We start from the raw sequence: 20,546 nt of genomic DNA, 5'->3' as shown, positions 1-20,546 counted from the left end.
TTCCCTGTAAAACGTGCTGTCGCCGTTGTTTTAATGGTGGCTATCAGCAGGTTTTGAGGCGTGTCATAAATATACGCTGTCGCTCTAGCATATTAACTTGCCGGGAGAGCTGCAAGCTACATTCTGTTAACATACCGGTAAAGGAGCCTTTCCCTGGGAGTTTCCCTGAAATCAGTGTCCCGGAAAGATTTATTGCGGCTCTGTTTGTAGCACAGAGTGAGGCGGGTGTCTCGTGTTGTCTCGCTTCAGCATGATTAGCATCAGGTTCCGTTGCCAGTTTCTATGCGAAAGCGTACTCTGATTTTAAGAAATTAACCGGAGTGACCAGCATGCAGGCAAGAGTTAAGTGGGTGGAAGGGTTGACGTTTCTGGGTGAATCCGCGTCTGGCCATCAGGTATTGATGGACGGCAACGCTGGTGATAAAGCGCCCAGTCCGATGGAAATGGTGCTGATGTCTGTAGGGGGCTGCAGTGCTATCGACGTGGTGTCGATCCTGCAAAAAGGACGCAACGACGTACGTGATTGCGAGGTGAAACTGACCTCTGAACGCCGCGAAGAAGCGCCACGGTTGTTTACCCATATCAACCTGCATTTTATCGTGACCGGCAAAGATTTGAGCGACAAGATCGTGGAACGTGCGGTCAACCTGTCAGCTGAGAAGTACTGTTCGGTTTCACTGATGCTGAGCAAAGCCGCCAGCGTGACCCACAGTTTTGAAATCCGCGACCTGGCGTAACGGATAAAGGGGCGCGGTTGTACCGCGCCCCGTAGATTACTCGATTTTTTTTCCTTCCAGCAGTCGCTGCACCAGCGGCGCCATGATCAGTTCCATCGCCAGCCCCATTTTGCCACCCGGCACCACCAGCGTATTGATATGCGAGATAAAAGATCCCTGCAGCATTGCCAGCAGATAAGGGAAGTCGATCTGGTCCAGCCCGCGGAAGTGGATGACCACAAAGCTCTCGTCCAGCGAAGGGATAGCCTTAGCGGCGAACGGGTTGGAGGTGTCTACCGTCGGCACCCGTTGGAAGTTGATATGGGTACGTGAAAACTGCGGCGTGATGTAGTTGATGTAGTCTTCCATCGAACGAACCACCGAATCCATTACCGCTTCGCGGGAGTGACCGCGTTCACCGGTATCGCGGATCAGCTTCTGGATCCATTCCAGGTTCACGATGGGTACTACGCCGACCAGCAGATCGACGTGTTTGGCCACGTCGATGTGTTCAGTCACGACGCCACCGTGGAGCCCTTCGTAGAACAGCACGTCGGTCGGCGCCGGCAAAGCTTCCCATGGGGTGAAAGTGCCGGGAACCTGATTATAGGGTACCGCTTCATCGTAGGTATGAAGATACTTGCGTGAGCGACCGGTGCCGTTTTTGCCGTAGTCGAGAAAGCTTTGTTGCAGCAGGCCGAAGTCATTGGCTTCGGGGCCGAAATAGCTGATATGGCGGCCGAGATCGCGCGCTTTGCGGATCGCCGCGTCCATTTCCGGCCGGGTGTAGCGGTGGAAACTGTCGCCTTCCAGCTCGGCGGCGCGGATGTTCAACTGCTGAAAGATTTTACGGAACGCCACGCTGGTGGTGGTGGTGCCGGCCCCGCTGGAGCCGGTCACTGCGATAACGGGATGTTTGGCGGACATGGTGGTAGGTCACTCCGTGTTAAATGCGCAGGCGTCAGATATGATTATTGGTCTGTTTGACGCCCTTTCGCCAAGGGCAAAATTCCGCGCGTTGGTTTGCAATAACCCATTGTTACCTGATTTTTTCCGTCAGTCATAGAACCGATCGCCACTAAATTTCTTCCTGCCCGGCGCGGAACTGGCCGCGTGGCATGATGTTGACGGTCTCATGCAGTTCTGACCAAACCAGCAGCACCTCGCCGTTTTTCAACTGGCGGCGCACGTCTTCCACTTTCTGTTCCAGCGAGCGTTCGTGCTCGCCGTAGTCGGTGCCTTCGCGTAACACAAAGGACTCGATCAGGCTGTTTAGGGTCTCAGTTTCCAGTTCTTTCCAGGGGATAATCACGTGGTTGTGTCCAGATAAGGGGAAAGCCAGGATGGAATACGGTATTCCAGCCACATTTGGGGGTGTTTCAAGGTGCCGCCGACAAAACCGACGTGGCCGCCAAACTCGGTCAACTGATACTCAATGTTGTGCGGCAGCGTGGTGACCTCGGGGATCACTTCGTCGGTCATAAAGGGATCGTCTTTGGCATGGATGATCAATAACGGCGTCTGGATCGCCGGCAACAGCGGCAGGGCGCTGCAACGGCGATAATAATCACTGGCGTCGCTGAAGCCGTGAATGCGCGAGGTAATGGCGTCATCAAAGTCGCGGATCCGGCGCAACGCTTTGAGCTGCGGCAGCTTGAGCGGCAACGTGTCAGGGTAGTGCAGCAGCTTGCGGGTGGCATTTTGTTTGAGTTGCCCAAGCAGATAGCGCTGATAAACGCGCGAAAAGCCTTGTTCCATACGCCACGAACAGGGCTCCAGCATCAGCGGTGCTGAAACCACGACAGCCGCCTGCAGCAGACTGTCCGCCCCCTGCTGTGCCAGGTAGCAGGCCAGCATGTTGCCGCCGAGCGAGACCCCGACCGCGGCGGTGGGGGCTTCGCCGTAGGTTGCGCGCAGCCACCTCAGAAAGAAACGCGCATCTTCCGTTTCTCCGGAGTGATAGATGCGCTGCTTGCGGTTCGGCACGCCGCTGCAGCCGCGAAAATGCATCACCACGCCAAGCCAGCCTTTTTCACGCCAGGCGCTGAGCTGACCGTGAGCGTAGGGGCTGTAGAAATTGCCTTCCAGTCCGTGGAACAGTACCACGCGCGGCTTGCCGGCAGCCTGAGCCGGATCTTCGCTCCAGGCGAGATCGACAAAGTCGCCGTCGGGCAATTCCAGCCGTTGCCAATGTGGTTTTAGCTGCACGCGGCGGCGCACCAGCCTTGGCAGCAGCGTCTGCAGATGCGGATTACTGGCCCCGGTCAAAGGGCGAAAGGATTCATGCATAACCTGAGTAAAAATCTTATTGGCGGCTATTGTGGGATTAATAGTGCGCTGTTAGCTTCACTATCCTGAACTGACAATAATACTGCAAAAAATCACCCTGGGTGAGGAGCACCCACCTCATGGAACCGAGTTTATTTCTTTCGATGTTAGGCTTCCTGTGGGTCGCCGCAATCACGCCAGGCCCTAATAATATGTTGCTGACCACCTCCGGCGCCAATTTTGGTTTTATGCGCTCGCTGCTGTTGATGATAGGCATCATGCTGGGGATGCAAAGTATTTTGCTGCTGGTGGCGTTCGGGGTCGGCAGCCTGATCCTGGTTTATCCTGCGCTGCACCTGGTGCTGAAAATCCTCGGCAGCCTGTACCTGTTATGGCTGGCGTGGAAAGTGGCCACTGCCGCCTATGAAAAGCTGGAGACCGACGTGGCGCCGCCCAAACCGATACGCTTGTATCAGGGCTGGCTGTTGCAGTTCCTTAATCCCAAGGCCTGGCTGATGGCGCTGGGGGCGGTGGCCAGTTTTAGCCTGGCAGGCGACAGGTACAACACGTCGATTGTGGCGATCTCGCTGGGCATTTTGGTGGTGAATATCGTTGCCGGGGTGATTTGGCTCGGCTTCGGCACGGTGATTGGCCGCCTGTTACGCAGCAAAAAGGCCTGGATCATCTTTAATCTGTCTATGGGGCTGCTGACGGCGGCCTGTGTGTTACTCATCTGGCATTAAGGAGTTGCGGATGGCAGAAAATTACTTCCACGTAGTGGCCTTCACCGGCGAAGGGCTTCGCGGCAATCCGGCCGGCGTATGCCTGCTGAAACAGCCGTTGTCGACCGCCGAGATGCAAGCGATCGCCAATGAGCTGAGCCTGCCTGAAACCAGCTTCGTCTGGGACGATGGCGATATGTCGGCCATTCGCTGGTTTACTCCCCATCGTGAGGTGGATCTGTGCGGCCACGGCACGCTGGCGGCGGCGCACGTGATGTTCAGCGCGGTCAATCCGGCGTTGCAGGATATCCGTTTCCGTTCGGCAAGCGGTGATTTGTACGTTAAGCGCGACGCCGAAGATGGCGAACGCTTGATCCTGGATTTTCCGTCCCGACCGCCGCAAAAAATCGCGACGCCTGCCGGGCTGAGCGCGCTATTGGGCGTTGAACCGCAGGAAGTGTGGCAAGCCAATGCGCTGCTGGTGGTGCTGGAAAACGAAGCGCAGGTGCGAGCGTTGCAGCCGGATATCCCGGCGTTGATTACTTTGGCCGGGCGCGCGGTGATCACCAGCGCACCGGGCGAAACGGTGGATTTCGTTTCGCGCTATTTCACGCTGGACGGCGGTGAGGATCCGGTTACCGGCTCTGCACACTGCACGTTGATGCCTTACTGGAGCGCCCGTCTCGGCCGCCATCAATTACACGCGCGGCAGATTTCGGCGCGCGGCGGTGAGCTGTTCTGCGAACTGAAAGGCGACCGTACCCTGATAGGCGGCTATGCGCAGATTTTTTTGCGTGGCGAACTGAGCCTGTAAGCAGATGGGGTTCGTTTCAACCAGCCACCGCCCGTGACTTTTTATCTTAATGTGAGAACACTGACGCGGGCCCCTAAAAGATTCCCTGGAGGGATTCCGCCACATCGGGATGATTTGATTAAATATTCCCATAAGTAATAACGCAGAGTTTTTTATTCTTTTATAGCTCGCCAACGCTCGGATAAAACTGTCAGTAATTGAACAGACTTTTATCAACGGAGCGATCATGGCGAGCAAACTCTTTTCTCTACGCAGTGCGGCGCTGCTGGTGTTGTCACTCAGCGCGGCCAGCGCCTATGCGGTGGACGTGACCGTGGCCTACCAGACATCGGCGGAACCCGCCAAGGTGGCGCAGGCGGAAAACAGCTTCGCCAAACAGTCCGGCGCTACCGTTGACTGGCGCAAATTCGACAGTGGCTCCAGCGTGCTGCGCGCATTGGCTTCCGGGGATGTCCAGATTGGCAACATCGGTTCCAGCCCATTGGCGGTGGCCGCCAGCCAAAAACTGCCTATCGAAGTGTTTTTGATCGCCTCCCAGCTCGGCAGTTCCGAAGCGCTGGTGGTGAAAAAAGAGATTAAAAGCCCGCAGGATCTGATCGGTAAGCGCATCGCCGTACCCTTTATCTCAACCACGCACTACAGCCTGTTGGCTTCTCTGAAGCACTGGGGTATCAAGCCAGAGCAGGTCAAAATCCTCAATCTGCAACCGCCGGCCATCGCCGCGGCCTGGCAGCGCGGTGATATCGATGGCGCCTATGTTTGGGCTCCGGTGGTCAATGAGTTGGCCAAACAGGGCAAGGTGCTGACGGATTCCGCCCAGGTCGGACAATGGGGCGCCCCGACGCTCGACGTTTGGGTAGTGCGCAAGGACTTTGCCGAGAAGCATCCTGAAGTGGTGACGGCCTTTGCCGCCAGCGCACTGAACGCCCAAAAAGCCTATTTGGCGCAGCCGGAACAGTGGCTGAAGGACAAGGGCAACCTCAGCACGCTGTCCCGGTTGAGCGGCGTGCCGGAAGAGCAGATACCGGTGCTGGTGCAGGGCAATACTTACCTGCCGGTCGCCGAACAGATCACCCAGCTTGGTCAGCCGGTGGACAAAGCCATTCATGACACCGCCGAGTTCCTCAAACAGCAGGGCAAAATTCCCCAGGTCGACAGCGATTACAGTGCCTATGTCACCGATCGCTTTGTGAAACAGGTGCAGGCTGCGCCGCAGTCGTAAGGGAGCAGAATGCTAAACGTTAACCATCTTTCAGCAGAGTACCAGGGGCGTCCTGCGCTGCGCGACGTCTCGTTCCAGATTGACGCTGGACAACTGGTGGTGGTGCTTGGCCCTTCGGGCTGCGGCAAAACCACGCTGCTGAATTTGATCGCCGGGTTTATCGAGCCTTCAGCTGGCAGCATCACGCTTGACGAAGTTCCCGTAAAAGGCCCCGGGGCCGAGCGGGGCGTGGTGTTCCAGCATGAAGGTTTACTGCCGTGGCGTAACGTGGTGGATAACGTCGAATTTGGCTTGCAGCTGGCCGGAGTCGGCAAGCCGCAGCGTCGTGAAGTGGCGCTGCAGATGCTGCAGCGCGTCGGTTTGGCCGGTTATGATCAGCACTTTATCTGGCAGCTTTCCGGTGGTATGCGCCAGCGCGTGGGCATAGCTCGCGCACTGGCGGCCAATCCGCGTTTGCTGTTGCTGGATGAGCCGTTCGGTGCATTGGATGCTTTTACCCGTGAACAAATGCAGGAACTGCTGCTGACCATCTGGCGGGATACCGGCAAGCAGGTGTTGTTGATTACCCACGATATTGAAGAGGCGGTGTTCCTTGCCAGTGAGCTGCTGCTGCTGTCGCCGGGACCGGGGCAGGTGGTGGAGCGTCTGGCGCTGAATTTCGGCCAACGCTATGCCGACGGTGAGCCTTGCCGTTCGATCAAGTCTGATCCTGAATTTATCGCCCAGCGCGAATACGTGCTGGGTAAAGTCTTCCAACAGCGTGAGGCCTTGTTATGAGCCTGCATTCTGCCCTTAAAGAGGTTGCCCAGCCGAAGGCTGCGGCACCGCGGCGCTTTAGCGTGCCACGCAACGTCTGGTTGAGCAGCGCCACCCTGTTGGTGGTGCTGGCTATTTGGTGGGGCGTAACCGCGTTGAACCTGATCAGCCCGTTGTTCTTGCCGGCGCCGCAGCAGGTGCTGCATCAGTTGATCACCATAGCCAGCCCGCAGGGTTTTATGGACGCCACGCTATGGCAGCATCTGGCCGCCAGCCTGGGGCGCATCCTGGTTGCGTTGCTGGCCGCGGTGATTATCGGGGTGCCGGTGGGTATTGCCATGGGGCTGAACGATACGGTACGCGGCATTCTCGATCCGCTGATTGAAATTTATCGTCCGGTGCCGCCGCTGGCCTATTTACCGCTGATGGTGATTTGGTTCGGCATCGGTGAAACTTCGAAAATCCTGCTGATTTATCTGGCGATTTTCGCCCCGGTGACGCTGTCCGCCGTGGCGGGAGTGCGTAGCGTGGCTCAGGTTCGGGTGCGCGCGGCGCGCGCGCTGGGCGCCAACCGCTGGCAGGTGCTGCGTTTTGTGGTGCTGCCGAGCGCCTTGCCGGAGATTTTAACCGGTATCCGTATTGGGCTGGGGGTCGGCTGGTCGACGCTGGTCGCAGCAGAACTGATTGCCGCCACGCGCGGTCTGGGATTTATGGTGCAATCCGCCGGAGAGTTTTTGGCCACCGATGTGGTGCTGGCCGGTATTGGCGTGATTGCGATTATTGCATTTGGGCTGGAGCTGGGGCTGCGTGCCTTGCAGCGCCGATTAACCCCGTGGCATGGAGTACAGCAATGAACGAACGTTTGAGTATCACCCCGTTGGGGCCTTATATCGGTGCGCTGGTGGAAAATGTTGATTTGGCGCGCCCGCTGGGCGACGGTCAATTCGAGCAGCTCTACCACGCGTTGCTCAAACATCAGGTGCTGTTCTTGCGCAATCAGCCGATCACGCCGTTGCAACAGCGTAATTTGGCCGGCCGCTTTGGCGATCTGCACATCCATCCGGTTTACCCGCAAGCCGCCGATGTGAAAGAGATTATCGTGCTGGATACCCATGACAATAATCCGCCTGACAACGATAACTGGCATACCGACGTGACCTTTATCGAAAACCCACCGTTGGGGGCGATTTTGGCCGCGAAAACACTGCCAACCACCGGCGGTGATACGCTGTGGGCCAGCGGTATCGCAGCTTATGAAGCCTTGTCTGCCCCTTTTAAGCAGTTGTTGGCGGGCCTGCAGGCGGAGCATGACTTCACCAAATCATTCCCGGAATACAAGCACCGTGGCAGCGAAGAGGAACATCAGCGCTGGCAGTTGGCGGTACAGAAAAACCCACCGCTATTGCACCCGGTGGTACGTACCCACCCGGTCAGCGGCCGGCAGGCGCTGTTCGTCAACGAAGGTTTCACGACCAGAATTGTTGATTTGGCACCGAAGGAAAGTGACGCGCTGCTGAACTTCCTGTTTGCTCACATTACCAAGCCGGAGTTCCAGGTGCGCTGGCGCTGGCAGGAAAATGACATCGCCATTTGGGATAACCGCGTGACGCAACATTACGCCAACGCGGATTATCTGCCACAGCGGCGCATTATGCACCGTGCGACCATCTTGGGGGATAAACCCTTTTACAAGGGGTGACAGACCGCCCCGTAGTCCTTAGGATTCGAACTCTTGCGTAAAGCGTTCCAACTGCTCCTGCGCATCCAGCCAGGTCATTTCCGTTTCTTCCAAGGCGGACTTGGCCTGACTTTGTTGCTGTAGGCAGAGAGTCAGATCGGCCTTGCGGCTGATGTCGTACAGCGCGGAGTCCGCCAGCTTCTCTTCTACCGCCGCCAGTTCGGCGCCCAGTTTTTCCATCTGTTGTTCCAGCTTGGCAATTTGCTTGCGCAGTGGCTGAGTCTGGCTGCGGAACTCGGCTTCGCGACGCTTCTGGTCTTTACGTGCCTGCGCACTGTTGCCGTTGTTCTCTTTTTCCGGGGCGTCCTGCTGGTTTTCCTGACGTTGCAGGTCGCTCAGCCATTGCTGATAGTCGTCCAGATCGCCTTCGAACACTTCCACCTGGCCATCATGCACCAGATAGAGATCGTCCGTGGTAGAGCGCAACAGGTGACGGTCGTGCGAGACCACCACCAACGCACCCTCGAAATCGATCAGCGCTTCGGTCAGCGCCTGACGCATGTCCAGATCCAGGTGGTTGGTCGGTTCATCGAGCAGCAGCAGGTTGGGGCGCTGCCAGACGATCAGCGCCAATACCAGCCGCGCTTTCTCACCGCCAGAGAACCGCTCTGTGGCTTCAGTGACCTTATCGCCCTGGAAACCAAAGCCGCCAAGGTAATCGCGCAGCTGTTGTTCCAGCACACGCGGGGCGATGCGGCTCAGGTGTTGCAACGGTGACTCGTCGGCCCGCAGGAATTCCAACTGATGCTGGGCGAAGTAACCCAGTTTAATGCCCTTCGCCAGGCCAATTTCACCGCTCAACGGTTCAAGCGAGCCGGCCAGCATTTTGATCAGGGTCGATTTGCCGGCACCGTTACGGCCCAGTAAGCCAATGCGTGAGCCAGGCACCAGATTCAGCTTGATCGAGTTCAGGATCACCTTGTCGCCGTAGCCGGCACTGACCTTCTCCATACGCAGCAGCGGGTTTGGCAAGCTTTCCGGCTGGCGGAAGCTGAAGCTGAACGGGTTATCCACGTGGGCCGGGGCGATCAGTTCCATGCGTTCGAGCATCTTGATGCGGCTCTGCGCCTGCTTGGCCTTGGTGGCCTGCGCGCGGAAGCGGTCAATATAGCTTTGCAGATGCGCCACTTTCTCTTGCTGGTTCAGGTACAGCGACTGCTGCTGGGCCAGCTTGGTCGAACGCTGACGTTCGAACGAGGAGTAGTTGCCGGTGTATTCGTTGATGGTTTCTTGTTCGATATGCAGAATTTTATCGACGATCGGATCCAGGAAGTCGCGGTCATGCGAAATCAGCACCAGCGTGCCAGGGTAGCCTTTCAACCAGCGCTCCAGCCAGATCACCGCGTCCAAATCCAGGTGGTTGGTCGGTTCGTCGAGCAGCAGCAGATCAGAACGGCACACCAGCGCCTGCGCCAGGTTCAGGCGCATACGCCAGCCGCCCGAGAAGGCTCTGACTGGATTTAGCAGCTGTTCGTTGGAGAACCCCAGGCCGTGCAGCAGGCTGGCGGCGCGGGAGCGTATGGTCCAGGCGTCGATGGCATCCAGCTTGCCGTGCAGCGTGGCGATGGCGTGGCCGTCGTTTTTGTCGTTTGCCAGCTGCAGGTCGGCTTCAAGCTGGCGGAATTCGCGGTCGCCGTCGATAACATACTCAAGTGCCGGCACGTCGAGCGCCGGCGTTTCCTGATTTACCCAGGCCAGGGCCCAGTTGCTTGGAAAGGTGTAGCTGCCGCCGTCTGCGGCCATCTCACCCTTCAGCAAGGCCAGCAGCGTAGATTTGCCACAGCCGTTTTTACCCACCAGGCCGACCTTCTGACCTGGATTAACCGTCGCCGTGGCGTTGTCCAGCAGGACGCGGGTGCCGCGTCGGATTTGTAGCGAGGAGAATACAATCATAAAGCGCCGTATGTTCAGAGTATGTTAAATTGAATGGATTCTAAGTTAACAGGACACAGACTGTCCTATTATTAGTCTTTGCGGAGCATGGTAACGGAAAACCGCTACCCTGACGACGCTTTGGAGGGGAATGATGTCGCAGCCGCCCAAGGTCTTGCTGCTGTATGCCCATCCGGAATCCCAGGACTCGGTCGCGAATCGGGTTTTGCTTCGACCGGCACAGCAGTTGGAACATGTCACCGTGCACGATTTATACGCGCACTATCCTGATTTTTTTATCGATATTCACCACGAACAACAACTGCTGCGTGAACATCAGGTCATTGTTTTTCAACATCCTCTCTATACCTACAGTTGTCCGGCCCTGTTGAAAGAGTGGCTGGACCGCGTGCTGTCGCGTGGTTTTGCCAGCGGCATGGGCGGCAATGCGCTGGCGGGAAAGTATTGGCGTTCGGTGATCACCACCGGGGAACCGGAGGGGGCCTATCGTACCGGCGGTTATAACCGCTACCCGATGGAAGATATTCTGCGGCCGTTTGAGTTGACCGCCGCCATGTGTCATATGCACTGGCTGACGCCGATGCTGGTGTATTGGGCGCGCCGTCAAAAGCCGGAAGTGCTGGAAAACCATGCCACGGCGTATGGCGACTGGCTGCGTAACCCGTTGCCGCACGGAGGAAGGTAAACATGGAAGGCTCAACGTTACTGACCGCAATTTTACTGTTTCTGTTCGCCGCCGTGGTCACGGTGCCAATTGCCCGACGCCTGGGGATTGGCGCGGTGCTGGGTTACCTGATTGCCGGTATTGCCATTGGCCCCTGGGGATTGGGTTTCATTCGCGACGTCGACGAGATCCTGCACTTTTCCGAATTGGGCGTGGTGTTCCTGATGTTTATCATCGGGCTGGAACTGAATCCGAGCAAGCTGTGGGAACTCAGGCGCTCAATCTTTGGCGTCGGCGCCGGGCAAGTGCTGATCACCGCCGCCGTGCTGGGCGCGCTGCTTTATCTGACGCATTTTGCCTGGCAGGCCGCCGTGATTGGCGGTATCGGGTTGGCGATGTCCTCAACCGCGATGGCGCTGCAACTGATGCGCGAGAAGGGCATGAACCGCAACGAAGGCGGCCAGTTGGGGTTCTCGGTGCTGCTGTTCCAGGATATGGCGGTGATCCCGGCGTTGGCGCTGATCCCGATCCTGGCCGGAGCCGGCGGCAGCAGCGATGATTGGGCACAAATTGCACTCAAGGTGGCAGCATTCGGCGGCATGCTGATCGGCGGACGGTTCTTGCTGCGTCCGCTGTTTCGCTATATCGCCTCTTCCGGAGTTCGCGAAATCTTCACCGCTGCCGCCCTGCTGGTGGTGCTGGGGGCGGCGATGTTTATGGATGCCCTTGGTCTTTCTATGGCGCTAGGGACCTTTATCGCCGGCGTGCTGCTGGCCGAAAGCGAATATCGCCACGAGCTGGAAATCTCCATCGAGCCTTTCAAAGGGCTGCTGCTGGGGCTGTTTTTTATCTCGGTGGGCATGGCGCTGAATATCGGCGTACTCTATACCCATCTGGCCGAAGTGCTGCTGGGCGTGGTGTTATTGGTGGCGATTAAGTCAGGGGTGCTGTACTCGCTGTCGCGCATTTTCGGCCTGCGCAGCTCAGTGCGCTTGCAGTTTGCCGGCGTGCTCAGTCAGGGCGGAGAGTTTGCCTTCGTGCTGTTTTCGGCGGCGGGGGCGCAGAAGGTGTTGCAGCCCGATCAGCTTGCGCTGTTGCTGGTGGTGGTGACCCTGTCGATGATGACTACGCCGCTGCTGATGCAGATTATCGATCGCATCCTGGTGCGCCGTTATAACGCCCGGGATGAGGACGAAGAGACCCCGTATGTGGAAGACGACGATCCGCAGGTGATCATCGTGGGCTTCGGACGTTTTGGTCAGGTGATCGGCCGCCTGCTGATGGCCAACAAGATGCGCATTACCGTCCTGGAGCGCGATGTCAGCGCCGTCGGCGTACTGCGGCGCTATGGTTATAAGGTGTATTACGGTGACGCCACCGAGCTGGAACTGCTGCGTGCGGCCGGCGCTGCGAAGGCAAAGTCGATTGTGATCACCTGTAATGAGCCGGAAGACACCATGGAAATTGTCCGCCTGTGCCAGCAGCATTTTCCCGAGCTGAGTATTTTGGCGCGGGCGCGCGGCCGTGTGGAAGCGCATGAGTTGTTGCAGGCAGGGGTCAAGCAGTTCAGTCGCGAAACTTTTTCCAGTGCGCTGGAACTGGGGCGCAAGGCACTGATGGAACTGGGCATGCATCCTCATCAGGCCTATCGCGCACAGCAGCACTTCCGTCGATTGGATATGCGGATGTTGCGTGAGCTGATGCCGCCGCATCACGGTGATGTGGCGCAAATTTCCCGCGTGAAGGAAGCGCGGCGCGAGCTGGAAGAACTTTTCCACCGGGAAATGCAAAAAGAGAGTCGCCAGTTCGACGGCTGGGATGAATACGAATAATTTGGAGCACTGAGATGTCTGCAACACGGAAAAGATTTATCGCCGGGGCGGTCTGCCCAAGCTGTAAGGCTATGGATACGCTGGCCGTTTGGCGTGAAGACCAGGTCGAAGTGGTGGAGTGCGTCAAGTGCGGCCATCATCAGCGGCAGACCGAACAGCAGGTGGAAAAGCACGTCCGGCCGCAGGAGCAGGTGATCGGTATTTTCCATCCGGAATAGCGTTATCGAGCGCGTTTTTTTATGCTGGAGGGTACAGCGGGGCAGATTTCCGATACAATCTGTCCGGTAAAGGCGCGGCCTCATGACGGCTGCGTCCAAGTATCCAACGGTAGGAGATATCATGAAAGTAGCAAAAGACTTGGTGGTCAGCCTGGCTTATCAAGTACGTACAGAAGACGGTGTGTTGGTTGATGAGTCTCCGGTGAGTGCGCCGCTGGACTATCTGCACGGGCATGGTTCTCTGATCGCAGGTCTGGAAAAAGCACTCGAAGGCCACGAAGCGGGCGATCGTTTTGACGTTAACGTTGGCGCTAACGATGCGTACGGCAACTACGACGAAAACCTGGTGCAGCGCGTGCCGAAAGACGTCTTTATGGGCGTTGACGAGTTGGAAGTTGGCATGCGTTTCCTGGCTGACACCGATCAGGGCCCAGTGCCGGTCGAAATCACCGAAGTGGACGGCGATCACGTAGTGGTTGACGGTAACCACATGCTGGCTGGTCAGAACCTGAACTTCAACGTAGAAGTTGTCGCGATCCGCGAAGCTACCGCTGAAGAATTGGCGCACGGCCACGTACACGGCGAGCACGACCATCACCACGAACACGGTGAAGGTTGCTGCGGCGGCCATGGCCACGATCACGACCATGACCACGCGCATGATCACGGTCAGGCCAAGAAAGGCGGTTGTGGTAACGGCGGTTGCGGCTGCCACTAATCGCGGCGCAGTAACGGCAAAAAAAAGGGCGGCCCTCAGGCTGCCCTTTTTTATGGCTTATCAATAATGTGGCGGCGGCGTTTCTTCCGACTGCGACGCGATCATCGACGTTTGAGTCGATCGCAGCTTGTCGGTCAGCACGCGCAGGTGATCCTGCAATTTCAGCATTTCAAGCTGGTGTTTCACCACGGTCTGATTGAGCTCTTCAATAGTGACTTCCTGAAAGGCCTGACGACTTTCCAGTTCTTCAAGCCGCAGTAACAGGCTTTGGATATCGGCGTTGTGCATGATGCTACCTCTGACGCGGTTAAATCCTGAATCTGACGCTATGGTAACAGCTGCCGACGGCTTTGCGCTGCGCTATTTCACCCCGCTGTGTGCGGGGGCAGACGGAAAACGCGGGTGCACTGTGTAAAGTGCTGAAAAATAGAGCGCTCGGTGTGGCGGTTTTTGTTACTGTGGATACCACGGGCGCAGGAAAAATCTGACTTATCATACGGGTAGCACATTAAACGAAACTTCTGTTTAAAGCTGGAGTCACACTTTGACTCGATTGGTTACCTGTGTGACTGTTTTGTTTTGTTTCGGACAGCTATAGTAGCCCGGTTATCTTACTTAATGATTGTTTGGGGCACCGCTTCAGACACTGGAGAAATGGATGAAATCTTTGTTTAAAGTCACGCTTCTGGCAACCACCATGGCTTTTGCTTTGAATGCGACCCAGGTCATGGCTGCCGATGCAGCTAAACCGGCAGAAGCAGCTAAAGCCGCAGACGCAGCACCAAGCACCGGCAAGTTCAAGAACGATGACGAGCAAGCGGCTTACGCACTGGGCGCATCCCTGGGCCGTTACATGGACAACTCGCTGAAAGAGCAAGAAAAACTGGGTATCAAACTGGACAAAGACCAGCTGATCTCAGGCGTTCAGGACGCTTTCGCCAACAAGAGCAAGCTGAACGACGCAGATATCGAAAAAACTCTGCAGAGCTTTGAAGCGCGCGTGAAGGCTTCCGCTCAGGCGAAGATGGAGCAGGACGCGAAAGATAACGAAGCGAAAGGCACCAAGTACCGCGATACCTTCGCGAAAGAAAAAGGCGTGAAGAAAACCGAGTCCGGCCTGCTGTATCAGGTAGAGAAGCCAGGTACCGGTTCTGCGCCTAAAGACAGCGATACCGTTGTAGTAAACTACAAAGGCACCCTGACTGACGGCACCGAGTTTGATAACTCCTACACCCGTGGTGAGCCACTGTCATTCCGTCTGGACGGAGTGATCCCAGGTTGGACTGAAGGCCTGAAACACATCAAGAAAGGCGGCAAAATCAAGCTGGTTATCCCACCGGCGCTGGCCTACGGTAAAACTGGCGTTCCGGGCATCCCGGCCAACTCCACACTGGTGTTCGACGTTGAACTGCTGGATGTGAAAGCCGCTCCTAAAGCGGATGCCAAGGCTGAGAAGCCGGCTGACGCAGCGGCAGACGCCAAAGCGCAATAAGCCTGTCTGAGTCCCCACACCGCCGTGAGCTTCCCTCGCGGCGGTGTTCATTTTAATCCGCCAAATCAGCGCTAACTTTCGCTTCCTGCCCACTGATCGCTTGACGCCTGCCGGGCATCGGGCTTAACGTCAATACCACGCGCAAACGCAAGGACTTTACTCTGGCTGTTTTGCTAGACTAATAATCCGGACTTATGAGTCATGCGCCTGCTCCTTAGGGCGTGTACCTAAAACTGTTCCTGGTCATCTCGGCCTGCGGACGCTCGTCGTGCTGTTTCAGACTGATATCAGCCAGCCCATCCCGCGTAACTTCAAGGGTGTGCCGCCTGTGGAAAGGAACCCGCACGAGCAGTTTTAGCTGCGCCCCCTGGCACAGGCGATCTTTGAGGGTGGTATTTTCGATGTCTAATTCGCTTTTATCCAGCGAAGCCAGCGAACTTGATTTGCTGAATGAACGTCCGTTTACTCAGACGGATCATGAAATCCTGAAGTCTTACGAAGCGGTTGTTGACGGCCTGGCGATGTTGATCGGCGGGCACTGTGAAATCGTGCTGCATGCTTTGGAAGATTTGAAATGTTCGGCGGTACGGATTGCGAACGGTGAGCATACCGGGCGGCAGATCGGTTCGCCGATCACTGACCTCGCGCTGCGTATGTTGCATGACATGGCCGGCGATGACAGCAGCGTGTCCAAGGCCTATTTTACCCGTGCCAAGAGCGGCGTCCTGATGAAGTCGGTGACTATCGCCATCCGCAATCGCGAGCAGCGGGTGATCGGTTTGTTGTGTATCAACATGAACCTCGACGTGCCTTTCTCCCAGGTGATGCAGACCTTTATGCCGCCGGAAACTCAGGATGTGGCACCCTCGGTCAACTTTGCGTCTTCCGTTGACGATCTGGTGGCGCAGACGCTGGAGTTTACCATTGAGGAAGTTAATGCCGATCGTAATGTCTCCAACAATGCCAAAAACCGCCAGGTAGTGCTGAATCTCTATGAGAAGGGCATTTTTGATATCAAGGACGCCATTAATCAGGTGGCGGATCGTCTGAATATCTCAAAACACACCGTGTATCTGTACATCCGCCAGTTCAAAAGCGGCGATCTGTTGGGAACTGAGCGCGGATGCTGAATTACTGCCTTTTGGTCACCGGTCCGGCTTACGGCACTCAACAGGCCAGCAGCGCCTATCAGTTCGCGCAGGCTTTGCTGGTCAAGGGACACCGCCTCTCCAGCGTGTTTTTTTACCGTGAAGGGGTGTTGAACGCCAATCAACTGACTGCACCGGCCAGCGATGAATTCGATTTGGTACGGGGTTGGGTGCAGTTGGCACAGCAGCATGGCATTGAGCTCAACGTTTGCGTGGCTGCGGCGCTGCGGCGCGGTGTGACCGATGAGCAGGAAGCCGCACAGCAAGGATTGCCCTGCGCCAATCTTCAGCCGGGTTTTACCCTTAGCGGGCTGGGCGCGCTGGCGGAGGCTTCGCTGAGCTGTGACCGCCTGGTGCAGTTCTGAGAGAGTTTATGAAACGAGTCGCTTTTGTTTTTACCCAGAGTCCACACGGCAGCGCCAGCGGCAGGGAAGGTCTGGATGCGTTGTTAGCCACTTCGGCGCTGAGCGAAGATCTGGGCGTGTTTTTTATCGGTGACGGCGTGTTGCAGATTATGCCGGGGCAGCAACCGGAAAAAATTCTGGCGCGCAATTACATTGCCACCTTTGGCGTGTTGCCGCTGTATGACGTTGAACAGTGTTATCTTTGCCAGGCATCGCTACAGGAACGCGGCCTGAGCCAGGTGACCGACTGGGTGCTGGACGCCGAGATTTTGGCACCGGATGCGCTGAGTCGCCAACTGGCCAGCTATGACGTGGTGATGACATTTTAGGAAATCCTGATGCTGTATACCCTTAGCCGTTCCCCCACTCAATGTGATTTGCCCGCGCTGCTGCGTTTGACCGCACCGGGCGATGACCTGTTGCTGTTGCAGGATGGCGTGCTGGCCGGCCTGGCCGGTAGCGTGCACCTTGAATTGCTGCTCAATGCCCCCATATCCCTTTATGCGCTGCAGAACGACCTGGATGCCAGAGGGGTGTCTGGTCATTTTTCACACAAAATCACTGTCATCGGCTATAATCACTTCGTTGAATTAACCGAAAAACATCGCAGCCAAATGGCCTGGTGATGAGAGTGATGTTGTATATTTCTTGACACCTCTACTACTCAGCCATAAAATTCTGCGTCCTCGTACTTTGCCAGTAGTGCATACGAGGGGATTTATCACGTGTTTACGAAGCAAAAACCAGGAGCTTTTTAATGGCAACAATTAATCAGCTGGTACGCAAACCACGCTCTGTGAAGGCTGCTAAAAGCAACGTTCCAGCGCTGGAAGCCTGCCCGCAGAAACGTGGCGTATGTACTCGCGTATATACCACCACTCCTAAGAAACCAAACTCCGCACTGCGTAAAGTATGCCGTGTGCGTTTGACTAACGGTTTTGAAGTTACCTCCTACATCGGCGGTGAAGGTCATAACCTGCAGGAACACTCCGTGATCCTGATCCGTGGCGGTCGTGTAAAAGACTTGCCAGGTGTGCGTTACCACACCGTTCGTGGTGCACTTGACTGCTCCGGTGTTAAAGACCGTAAGCAAGCTCGTTCCAAGTACGGCGTGAAGAAGCCAAAGGCTTAATGGTTCTCCGTTAAGTAAGGCCAAACATTTTCACTTTAATGTCAAAATAAACTCGTAGAGTTTTGGACAATCCTGAATTAACAACGGAGTATTTCCATGCCACGTCGTCGCGTAATCGGCCAACGTAAAATCCTGCCAGATCCTAAGTTCGGATCCGAACTGTTGGCCAAATTTGTAAACATCCTGATGGTAGATGGTAAAAAATCTACTGCAGAAGCAATCGTCTATACCGCGCTGGAGACCCTGGCTCAGCGTTCTGGTAAAGATTACCTGGAAGCTTTCGAAGTAGCCCTCGACAACGTTCGCCCGACTGTAGAAGTTAAGTCTCGCCGCGTTGGTGGTTCTACTTATCAGGTGCCAGTTGAAGTTCGCCCGGTCCGTCGTAATGCTCTGGCAATGCGTTGGATCGTTGATGCTGCTCGTAAACGCGGTGATAAATCCATGGCTCTGCGCCTGGCGAACGAGCTTTCTGATGCAGTTGAGAACAAAGGTTCTGCTGTTAAGAAGCGTGAAGACGTTCACCGTATGGCCGAAGCTAACAAGGCGTTCGCCCACTACCGCTGGTAATTGCCACGCAGTAGTTATGCTAACCAAGCGGGCGCTTCAAGAAGCCAACCCGCTTGGGTTAACCGAACTTGAACGCCTAAGGCAATAGAGGAATCAAATGGCTCGTACAACACCCATTGAGCGCTACCGTAATATCGGTATCAGCGCCCACATCGACGCCGGTAAGACGACCACTACCGAACGTATTCTGTTCTACACCGGTGTAAACCACAAAATCGGTGAAGTTCATGACGGCGCTGCCACCATGGACTGGATGGAACAGGAGCAGGAGCGTGGTATTACCATCACTTCTGCAGCGACTACTGCTTTCTGGTCTGGTATGGCCAAGCAGTTTGAGCCGCACCGCGTAAACATCATCGACACCCCAGGACACGTTGACTTCACCATCGAAGTAGAACGTTCCATGCGTGTTCTTGATGGCGCTGTAATGGTTTACTGTGCTGTAGGTGGTGTTCAGCCTCAGTCTGAAACTGTATGGCGTCAGGCTAACAAATACAAAGTTCCACGCATCGCGTTCGTTAACAAAATGGACCGCATGGGTGCTAACTTCCTGAAAGTTGTTGGTCAGATCAAATCTCGTCTGGGCGCGAATCCAGTGCCATTGCAGCTGGCTATCGGCGCAGAAGAGAAATTCACCGGTGTTGTTGACCTGGTGAAAATGAAAGCGATCAACTGGAACGAAGCTGATGCTGGCGTGACCTTCGAATACGAAGACATCCCTGCTGACATGCAAGAGCTGGCTGAAGAATGGCGCCAGAACCTGGTTGAATCTGCAGCTGAAGCTTCAGATGAGCTGATGGACAAGTACCTGGGCGGCGAAGAGCTGACCGAGGAAGAAATCAAGACTGCTCTGCGTCAGCGCGTGCTGAACAACGAAATCATCTTGGTTACCTGTGGTTCTGCCTTTAAAAACAAAGGCGTGCAGGCGATGCTGGATGCGGTAATTGATTACCTGCCATCCCCAATTGACGTCCCTGCAATCAACGGTATCCTGGACGACGGTAAAGATACTCCGGCTGAGCGTCACGCTAGCGATGAAGAGCCGTTTGCTGCTCTGGCATTTAAAATTGCTACCGACCCATTCGTGGGTAACCTGACCTTCTTCCGCGTGTACTCCGGTATCGTTAACTCCGGTGACACCGTTCTGAACTCAGTGAAGGCTGCTCGTGAGCGTCTGGGCCGTATCGTTCAGATGCACGCTAACAAGCGTGAAGAGATCAAAGAAGTTCGTGCGGGCGACATCGCTGCAGCAATCGGTCTGAAAGACGTGACTACCGGTGACACTCTGTGTGATCCAAACCACGTGATCATTCTGGAGCGTATGGAGTTCCCTGAGCCGGTAATCTCCGTTGCAGTTGAACCAAAAACCAAAGCTGACCAAGAAAAAATGGGTCTGGCTCTGGGCCGTCTGGCGAAGGAAGACCCATCATTCCGCGTATGGACTGACGAAGAATCAGGTCAGACTATCATCGCAGGTATGGGTGAACTTCACCTGGATATCCTGGTTGACCGCATGAAGCGTGAATTCAACGTTGAAGCTAACGTGGGTAAACCTCAGGTTGCTTACCGTGAAGCGATTCGCGCGAAAGTTACCGATATCGAAGGTAAACACGCCAAGCAGTCTGGTGGTCGTGGTCAGTATGGTCACGTTGTGATCGACATGTACCCACTGGAGCCGGGCTCAAATCCGAAAGGTTATGAGTTCATCAATGACATTAAAGGTGGTGTGATCCCAACGGAATACATCCCTGCCATTGATAAAGGCCTCCAGGAGCAGCTTAAGTCTGGTCCACTGGCTGGTTATCCGGTAGTTGATCTCGGTGTGCGTCTGCATTTCGGTTCTTTCCACGATGTTGACTCCTCCGAATTGGCGTTTAAACTGGCCGCTTCTATCGCCTTTAAAGATGGCTTTAAGAAAGCAAAACCTGTTTTGCTTGAGCCTATCATGAAGGTTGAAGTTGAAACGCCGGAAGAGAACACTGGTGACGTCATCGGTGACCTTAGCCGTCGTCGTGGTCAACTGAAAGGTCAGGAATCCAACGCTACTGGCGTTCAGATTCACGCTGAAGTTCCGTTGTCCGAGATGTTCGGATACGCAACTCAACTGCGTTCTCTGACCAAAGGCCGTGCTTCTTACTCCATGGAGTTCCTGAAGTACGATGATGCGCCGAACAACGTCGCTCAGGCCGTTATTGAAGCCCGTGGTAAATAAGCTTTCGGGTTTAACACATTGATCAGTGCT

Annotated in this window: 24 protein-coding genes; 19 read left to right on the top strand and 5 right to left on the bottom strand. The window is 55.8% G+C overall.

Annotated elements, in window-relative coordinates; all coding sequences use genetic code 11:
* Window positions 1–329 precede the first annotated feature (329 nt).
* Window positions 330–737: an OsmC family protein gene (locus H0S68_RS22920; RefSeq protein WP_020837287.1), complete on the top strand. Its 408-nt coding sequence runs from the start codon at window positions 330–332 to the stop codon at window positions 735–737.
* Window positions 738–773: 36 nt separating this feature from the next.
* Here the strand turns inward: H0S68_RS22920 and H0S68_RS22915 are convergent, their stop codons facing one another.
* From H0S68_RS22915 to H0S68_RS22905, 3 genes are all read right to left on the bottom strand, one after another.
* Entirely contained in the window at window positions 774–1,643 is an 870-nt protein-coding gene (locus H0S68_RS22915; protein WP_020837286.1) for a phosphoribulokinase, read from the bottom strand.
* 151 nt (window positions 1,644–1,794) lie between these two features.
* Window positions 1,795–2,028 carry a YheU family protein gene (locus H0S68_RS22910; protein ID WP_020837285.1) on the bottom strand — a complete coding sequence of 78 codons (234 nt, stop codon included), beginning with the start codon at window positions 2,026–2,028 and terminating at the stop codon, window positions 1,795–1,797.
* Complete coding sequence (locus H0S68_RS22905) at window positions 2,025–3,005, bottom strand: hydrolase (RefSeq protein WP_020837284.1); 981 nt, start codon at window positions 3,003–3,005, stop codon at window positions 2,025–2,027. Before H0S68_RS22905 ends, H0S68_RS22910 begins: the two co-directional genes overlap by 4 nt.
* Window positions 3,006–3,124: 119 nt before the next feature.
* Here H0S68_RS22905 and H0S68_RS22900 point away from each other — a divergent pair, with 119 nt between their 5' ends.
* The 6 genes from H0S68_RS22900 (at window position 3,125) to tauD (ending at window position 8,197) form a co-directional block, all read left to right on the top strand.
* Window positions 3,125–3,727 (top strand): LysE family translocator, encoded by a 603-nt coding sequence (locus tag H0S68_RS22900; protein WP_020837282.1) that lies wholly within the window; start codon window positions 3,125–3,127, stop codon window positions 3,725–3,727.
* Window positions 3,728–3,737: 10 nt separating this feature from the next.
* Window positions 3,738–4,520, top strand: coding sequence for a PhzF family phenazine biosynthesis protein (locus tag H0S68_RS22895; RefSeq protein ID WP_201895937.1), 783 nt, complete (start codon window positions 3,738–3,740; stop codon window positions 4,518–4,520).
* A gap of 226 nt (window positions 4,521–4,746) precedes the next feature.
* Window positions 4,747–5,742 carry a taurine ABC transporter substrate-binding protein gene (gene tauA / locus H0S68_RS22890; protein WP_122080377.1) on the top strand — a complete coding sequence of 332 codons (996 nt, stop codon included), beginning with the start codon at window positions 4,747–4,749 and terminating at the stop codon, window positions 5,740–5,742.
* 9 nt (window positions 5,743–5,751) lie between these two features.
* Entirely contained in the window at window positions 5,752–6,519 is a 768-nt protein-coding gene (tauB, locus tag H0S68_RS22885) for a taurine ABC transporter ATP-binding subunit (RefSeq protein ID WP_020837273.1), read from the top strand.
* Window positions 6,516–7,352: a taurine ABC transporter permease TauC gene (gene tauC, locus H0S68_RS22880; RefSeq protein WP_115060703.1), complete on the top strand. Its 837-nt coding sequence runs from the start codon at window positions 6,516–6,518 to the stop codon at window positions 7,350–7,352. The genes tauB and tauC overlap by 4 nt, the downstream gene beginning before the upstream one ends.
* On the top strand, window positions 7,349–8,197 hold the full coding sequence (tauD, locus tag H0S68_RS22875; RefSeq protein WP_020837270.1) for a taurine dioxygenase: 849 nt from the start codon (window positions 7,349–7,351) through the stop codon (window positions 8,195–8,197). The genes tauC and tauD overlap by 4 nt, the downstream gene beginning before the upstream one ends.
* 18 nt (window positions 8,198–8,215) lie before the next feature.
* Here the strand turns inward: tauD and H0S68_RS22870 are convergent, their stop codons facing one another.
* Window positions 8,216–10,129 carry an ABC transporter ATP-binding protein gene (locus tag H0S68_RS22870; protein WP_020837266.1) on the bottom strand — a complete coding sequence of 638 codons (1,914 nt, stop codon included), beginning with the start codon at window positions 10,127–10,129 and terminating at the stop codon, window positions 8,216–8,218.
* 133 nt (window positions 10,130–10,262) lie between these two features.
* Between H0S68_RS22870 and kefG the strand changes: the two genes are divergently transcribed.
* The 4 genes from kefG to slyD all read left to right on the top strand — a co-directional run bounded on the left by kefG (window position 10,263) and on the right by slyD (window position 13,561).
* A complete protein-coding gene (gene kefG, locus H0S68_RS22865; RefSeq protein ID WP_041415731.1) occupies window positions 10,263–10,814 on the top strand; it encodes a glutathione-regulated potassium-efflux system ancillary protein KefG in 552 nt (183 codons plus the stop codon).
* Between the two features lie 2 nt (window positions 10,815–10,816).
* Complete coding sequence (kefB, locus tag H0S68_RS22860) at window positions 10,817–12,625, top strand: glutathione-regulated potassium-efflux system protein KefB (protein ID WP_048760541.1); 1,809 nt, start codon at window positions 10,817–10,819, stop codon at window positions 12,623–12,625.
* A gap of 14 nt (window positions 12,626–12,639) precedes the next feature.
* Window positions 12,640–12,843 carry a YheV family putative zinc ribbon protein gene (locus tag H0S68_RS22855; RefSeq protein WP_004951224.1) on the top strand — a complete coding sequence of 68 codons (204 nt, stop codon included), beginning with the start codon at window positions 12,640–12,642 and terminating at the stop codon, window positions 12,841–12,843.
* 121 nt (window positions 12,844–12,964) lie between these two features.
* Window positions 12,965–13,561 (top strand): peptidylprolyl isomerase, encoded by a 597-nt coding sequence (gene slyD, locus H0S68_RS22850; protein WP_020837261.1) that lies wholly within the window; start codon window positions 12,965–12,967, stop codon window positions 13,559–13,561.
* Window positions 13,562–13,621: 60 nt separating this feature from the next.
* Here slyD and H0S68_RS22845 read toward each other — a convergent pair whose 3' ends face one another.
* Window positions 13,622–13,849, bottom strand: a complete 228-nt coding sequence (locus H0S68_RS22845) for a SlyX family protein (RefSeq protein WP_020837259.1) — start codon at window positions 13,847–13,849, stop codon at window positions 13,622–13,624.
* A 370-nt stretch (window positions 13,850–14,219) separates the two neighbouring features.
* Here H0S68_RS22845 and fkpA point away from each other — a divergent pair, with 370 nt between their 5' ends.
* The 8 genes from fkpA (at window position 14,220) to fusA (ending at window position 20,516) form a co-directional block, all read left to right on the top strand.
* On the top strand, window positions 14,220–15,053 hold the full coding sequence (gene fkpA / locus H0S68_RS22840) for an FKBP-type peptidyl-prolyl cis-trans isomerase (RefSeq protein WP_020837258.1): 834 nt from the start codon (window positions 14,220–14,222) through the stop codon (window positions 15,051–15,053).
* Window positions 15,054–15,454: 401 nt separating this feature from the next.
* Window positions 15,455–16,183, top strand: coding sequence for a transcriptional regulator (locus H0S68_RS22835; RefSeq protein ID WP_020837257.1), 729 nt, complete (start codon window positions 15,455–15,457; stop codon window positions 16,181–16,183).
* On the top strand, window positions 16,177–16,566 hold the full coding sequence (gene tusD, locus H0S68_RS22830) for a sulfurtransferase complex subunit TusD (RefSeq protein ID WP_401424200.1): 390 nt from the start codon (window positions 16,177–16,179) through the stop codon (window positions 16,564–16,566). Before H0S68_RS22835 ends, tusD begins: the two co-directional genes overlap by 7 nt.
* An 8-nt stretch (window positions 16,567–16,574) precedes the next feature.
* Window positions 16,575–16,934, top strand: a complete 360-nt coding sequence (tusC, locus tag H0S68_RS22825; RefSeq protein ID WP_020837255.1) for a sulfurtransferase complex subunit TusC — start codon at window positions 16,575–16,577, stop codon at window positions 16,932–16,934.
* A gap of 9 nt (window positions 16,935–16,943) precedes the next feature.
* Entirely contained in the window at window positions 16,944–17,231 is a 288-nt protein-coding gene (tusB, locus tag H0S68_RS22820) for a sulfurtransferase complex subunit TusB (RefSeq protein WP_122080370.1), read from the top strand.
* A gap of 131 nt (window positions 17,232–17,362) precedes the next feature.
* On the top strand, window positions 17,363–17,737 hold the full coding sequence (rpsL, locus tag H0S68_RS22815; protein ID WP_004930426.1) for a 30S ribosomal protein S12: 375 nt from the start codon (window positions 17,363–17,365) through the stop codon (window positions 17,735–17,737).
* Window positions 17,738–17,833: 96 nt separating this feature from the next.
* A complete protein-coding gene (gene rpsG / locus H0S68_RS22810; protein WP_020837252.1) occupies window positions 17,834–18,304 on the top strand; it encodes a 30S ribosomal protein S7 in 471 nt (156 codons plus the stop codon).
* Between the two features lie 97 nt (window positions 18,305–18,401).
* Window positions 18,402–20,516 (top strand): elongation factor G, encoded by a 2,115-nt coding sequence (gene fusA, locus H0S68_RS22805; RefSeq protein ID WP_020837250.1) that lies wholly within the window; start codon window positions 18,402–18,404, stop codon window positions 20,514–20,516.
* Window positions 20,517–20,546: the final 30 nt, after the last annotated feature.

The organism is Serratia sp. AXJ-M, assembly GCF_046531865.1.
GTDB lineage: Bacteria > Pseudomonadota > Gammaproteobacteria > Enterobacterales > Enterobacteriaceae > Serratia > Serratia liquefaciens.
Note: the sequence above shows the minus strand (reverse complement) of the source record. Positions and strands in the feature narration are given on the sequence as shown.

What these genes read in the sequence shown, in the direction of transcription:
- tauD (WP_020837270.1), top strand. Translation starts at nt 7,349, where the DNA reads ATGAACGAACGTTTGAGTATCACCCCGTTGGGGCCTTATATCGGTGCG.
- H0S68_RS22920 (WP_020837287.1), top strand. Translation starts at nt 330, where the DNA reads ATGCAGGCAAGAGTTAAGTGGGTGGAAGGGTTGACGTTTCTGGGTGAA.
- tusC (WP_020837255.1), top strand. Translation starts at nt 16,575, where the DNA reads ATGAAACGAGTCGCTTTTGTTTTTACCCAGAGTCCACACGGCAGCGCC.
- H0S68_RS22870 (WP_020837266.1), bottom strand. Translation starts at nt 10,129, where the DNA reads ATGATTGTATTCTCCTCGCTACAAATCCGACGCGGCACCCGCGTCCTG.
- H0S68_RS22915 (WP_020837286.1), bottom strand. Translation starts at nt 1,643, where the DNA reads ATGTCCGCCAAACATCCCGTTATCGCAGTGACCGGCTCCAGCGGGGCC.
- H0S68_RS22845 (WP_020837259.1), bottom strand. Translation starts at nt 13,849, where the DNA reads ATGCACAACGCCGATATCCAAAGCCTGTTACTGCGGCTTGAAGAACTG.
- H0S68_RS22905 (WP_020837284.1), bottom strand. Translation starts at nt 3,005, where the DNA reads ATGCATGAATCCTTTCGCCCTTTGACCGGGGCCAGTAATCCGCATCTG.
- tusB (WP_122080370.1), top strand. Translation starts at nt 16,944, where the DNA reads ATGCTGTATACCCTTAGCCGTTCCCCCACTCAATGTGATTTGCCCGCG.
- rpsL (WP_004930426.1), top strand. Translation starts at nt 17,363, where the DNA reads ATGGCAACAATTAATCAGCTGGTACGCAAACCACGCTCTGTGAAGGCT.
- kefB (WP_048760541.1), top strand. Translation starts at nt 10,817, where the DNA reads ATGGAAGGCTCAACGTTACTGACCGCAATTTTACTGTTTCTGTTCGCC.
- tauC (WP_115060703.1), top strand. Translation starts at nt 6,516, where the DNA reads ATGAGCCTGCATTCTGCCCTTAAAGAGGTTGCCCAGCCGAAGGCTGCG.
- fkpA (WP_020837258.1), top strand. Translation starts at nt 14,220, where the DNA reads ATGAAATCTTTGTTTAAAGTCACGCTTCTGGCAACCACCATGGCTTTT.
- rpsG (WP_020837252.1), top strand. Translation starts at nt 17,834, where the DNA reads ATGCCACGTCGTCGCGTAATCGGCCAACGTAAAATCCTGCCAGATCCT.
- fusA (WP_020837250.1), top strand. Translation starts at nt 18,402, where the DNA reads ATGGCTCGTACAACACCCATTGAGCGCTACCGTAATATCGGTATCAGC.
- tauA (WP_122080377.1), top strand. Translation starts at nt 4,747, where the DNA reads ATGGCGAGCAAACTCTTTTCTCTACGCAGTGCGGCGCTGCTGGTGTTG.
- H0S68_RS22835 (WP_020837257.1), top strand. Translation starts at nt 15,455, where the DNA reads ATGTCTAATTCGCTTTTATCCAGCGAAGCCAGCGAACTTGATTTGCTG.
- H0S68_RS22900 (WP_020837282.1), top strand. Translation starts at nt 3,125, where the DNA reads ATGGAACCGAGTTTATTTCTTTCGATGTTAGGCTTCCTGTGGGTCGCC.
- H0S68_RS22855 (WP_004951224.1), top strand. Translation starts at nt 12,640, where the DNA reads ATGTCTGCAACACGGAAAAGATTTATCGCCGGGGCGGTCTGCCCAAGC.
- kefG (WP_041415731.1), top strand. Translation starts at nt 10,263, where the DNA reads ATGTCGCAGCCGCCCAAGGTCTTGCTGCTGTATGCCCATCCGGAATCC.
- tauB (WP_020837273.1), top strand. Translation starts at nt 5,752, where the DNA reads ATGCTAAACGTTAACCATCTTTCAGCAGAGTACCAGGGGCGTCCTGCG.
- tusD (WP_401424200.1), top strand. Translation starts at nt 16,177, where the DNA reads ATGCTGAATTACTGCCTTTTGGTCACCGGTCCGGCTTACGGCACTCAA.
- H0S68_RS22895 (WP_201895937.1), top strand. Translation starts at nt 3,738, where the DNA reads ATGGCAGAAAATTACTTCCACGTAGTGGCCTTCACCGGCGAAGGGCTT.
- slyD (WP_020837261.1), top strand. Translation starts at nt 12,965, where the DNA reads ATGAAAGTAGCAAAAGACTTGGTGGTCAGCCTGGCTTATCAAGTACGT.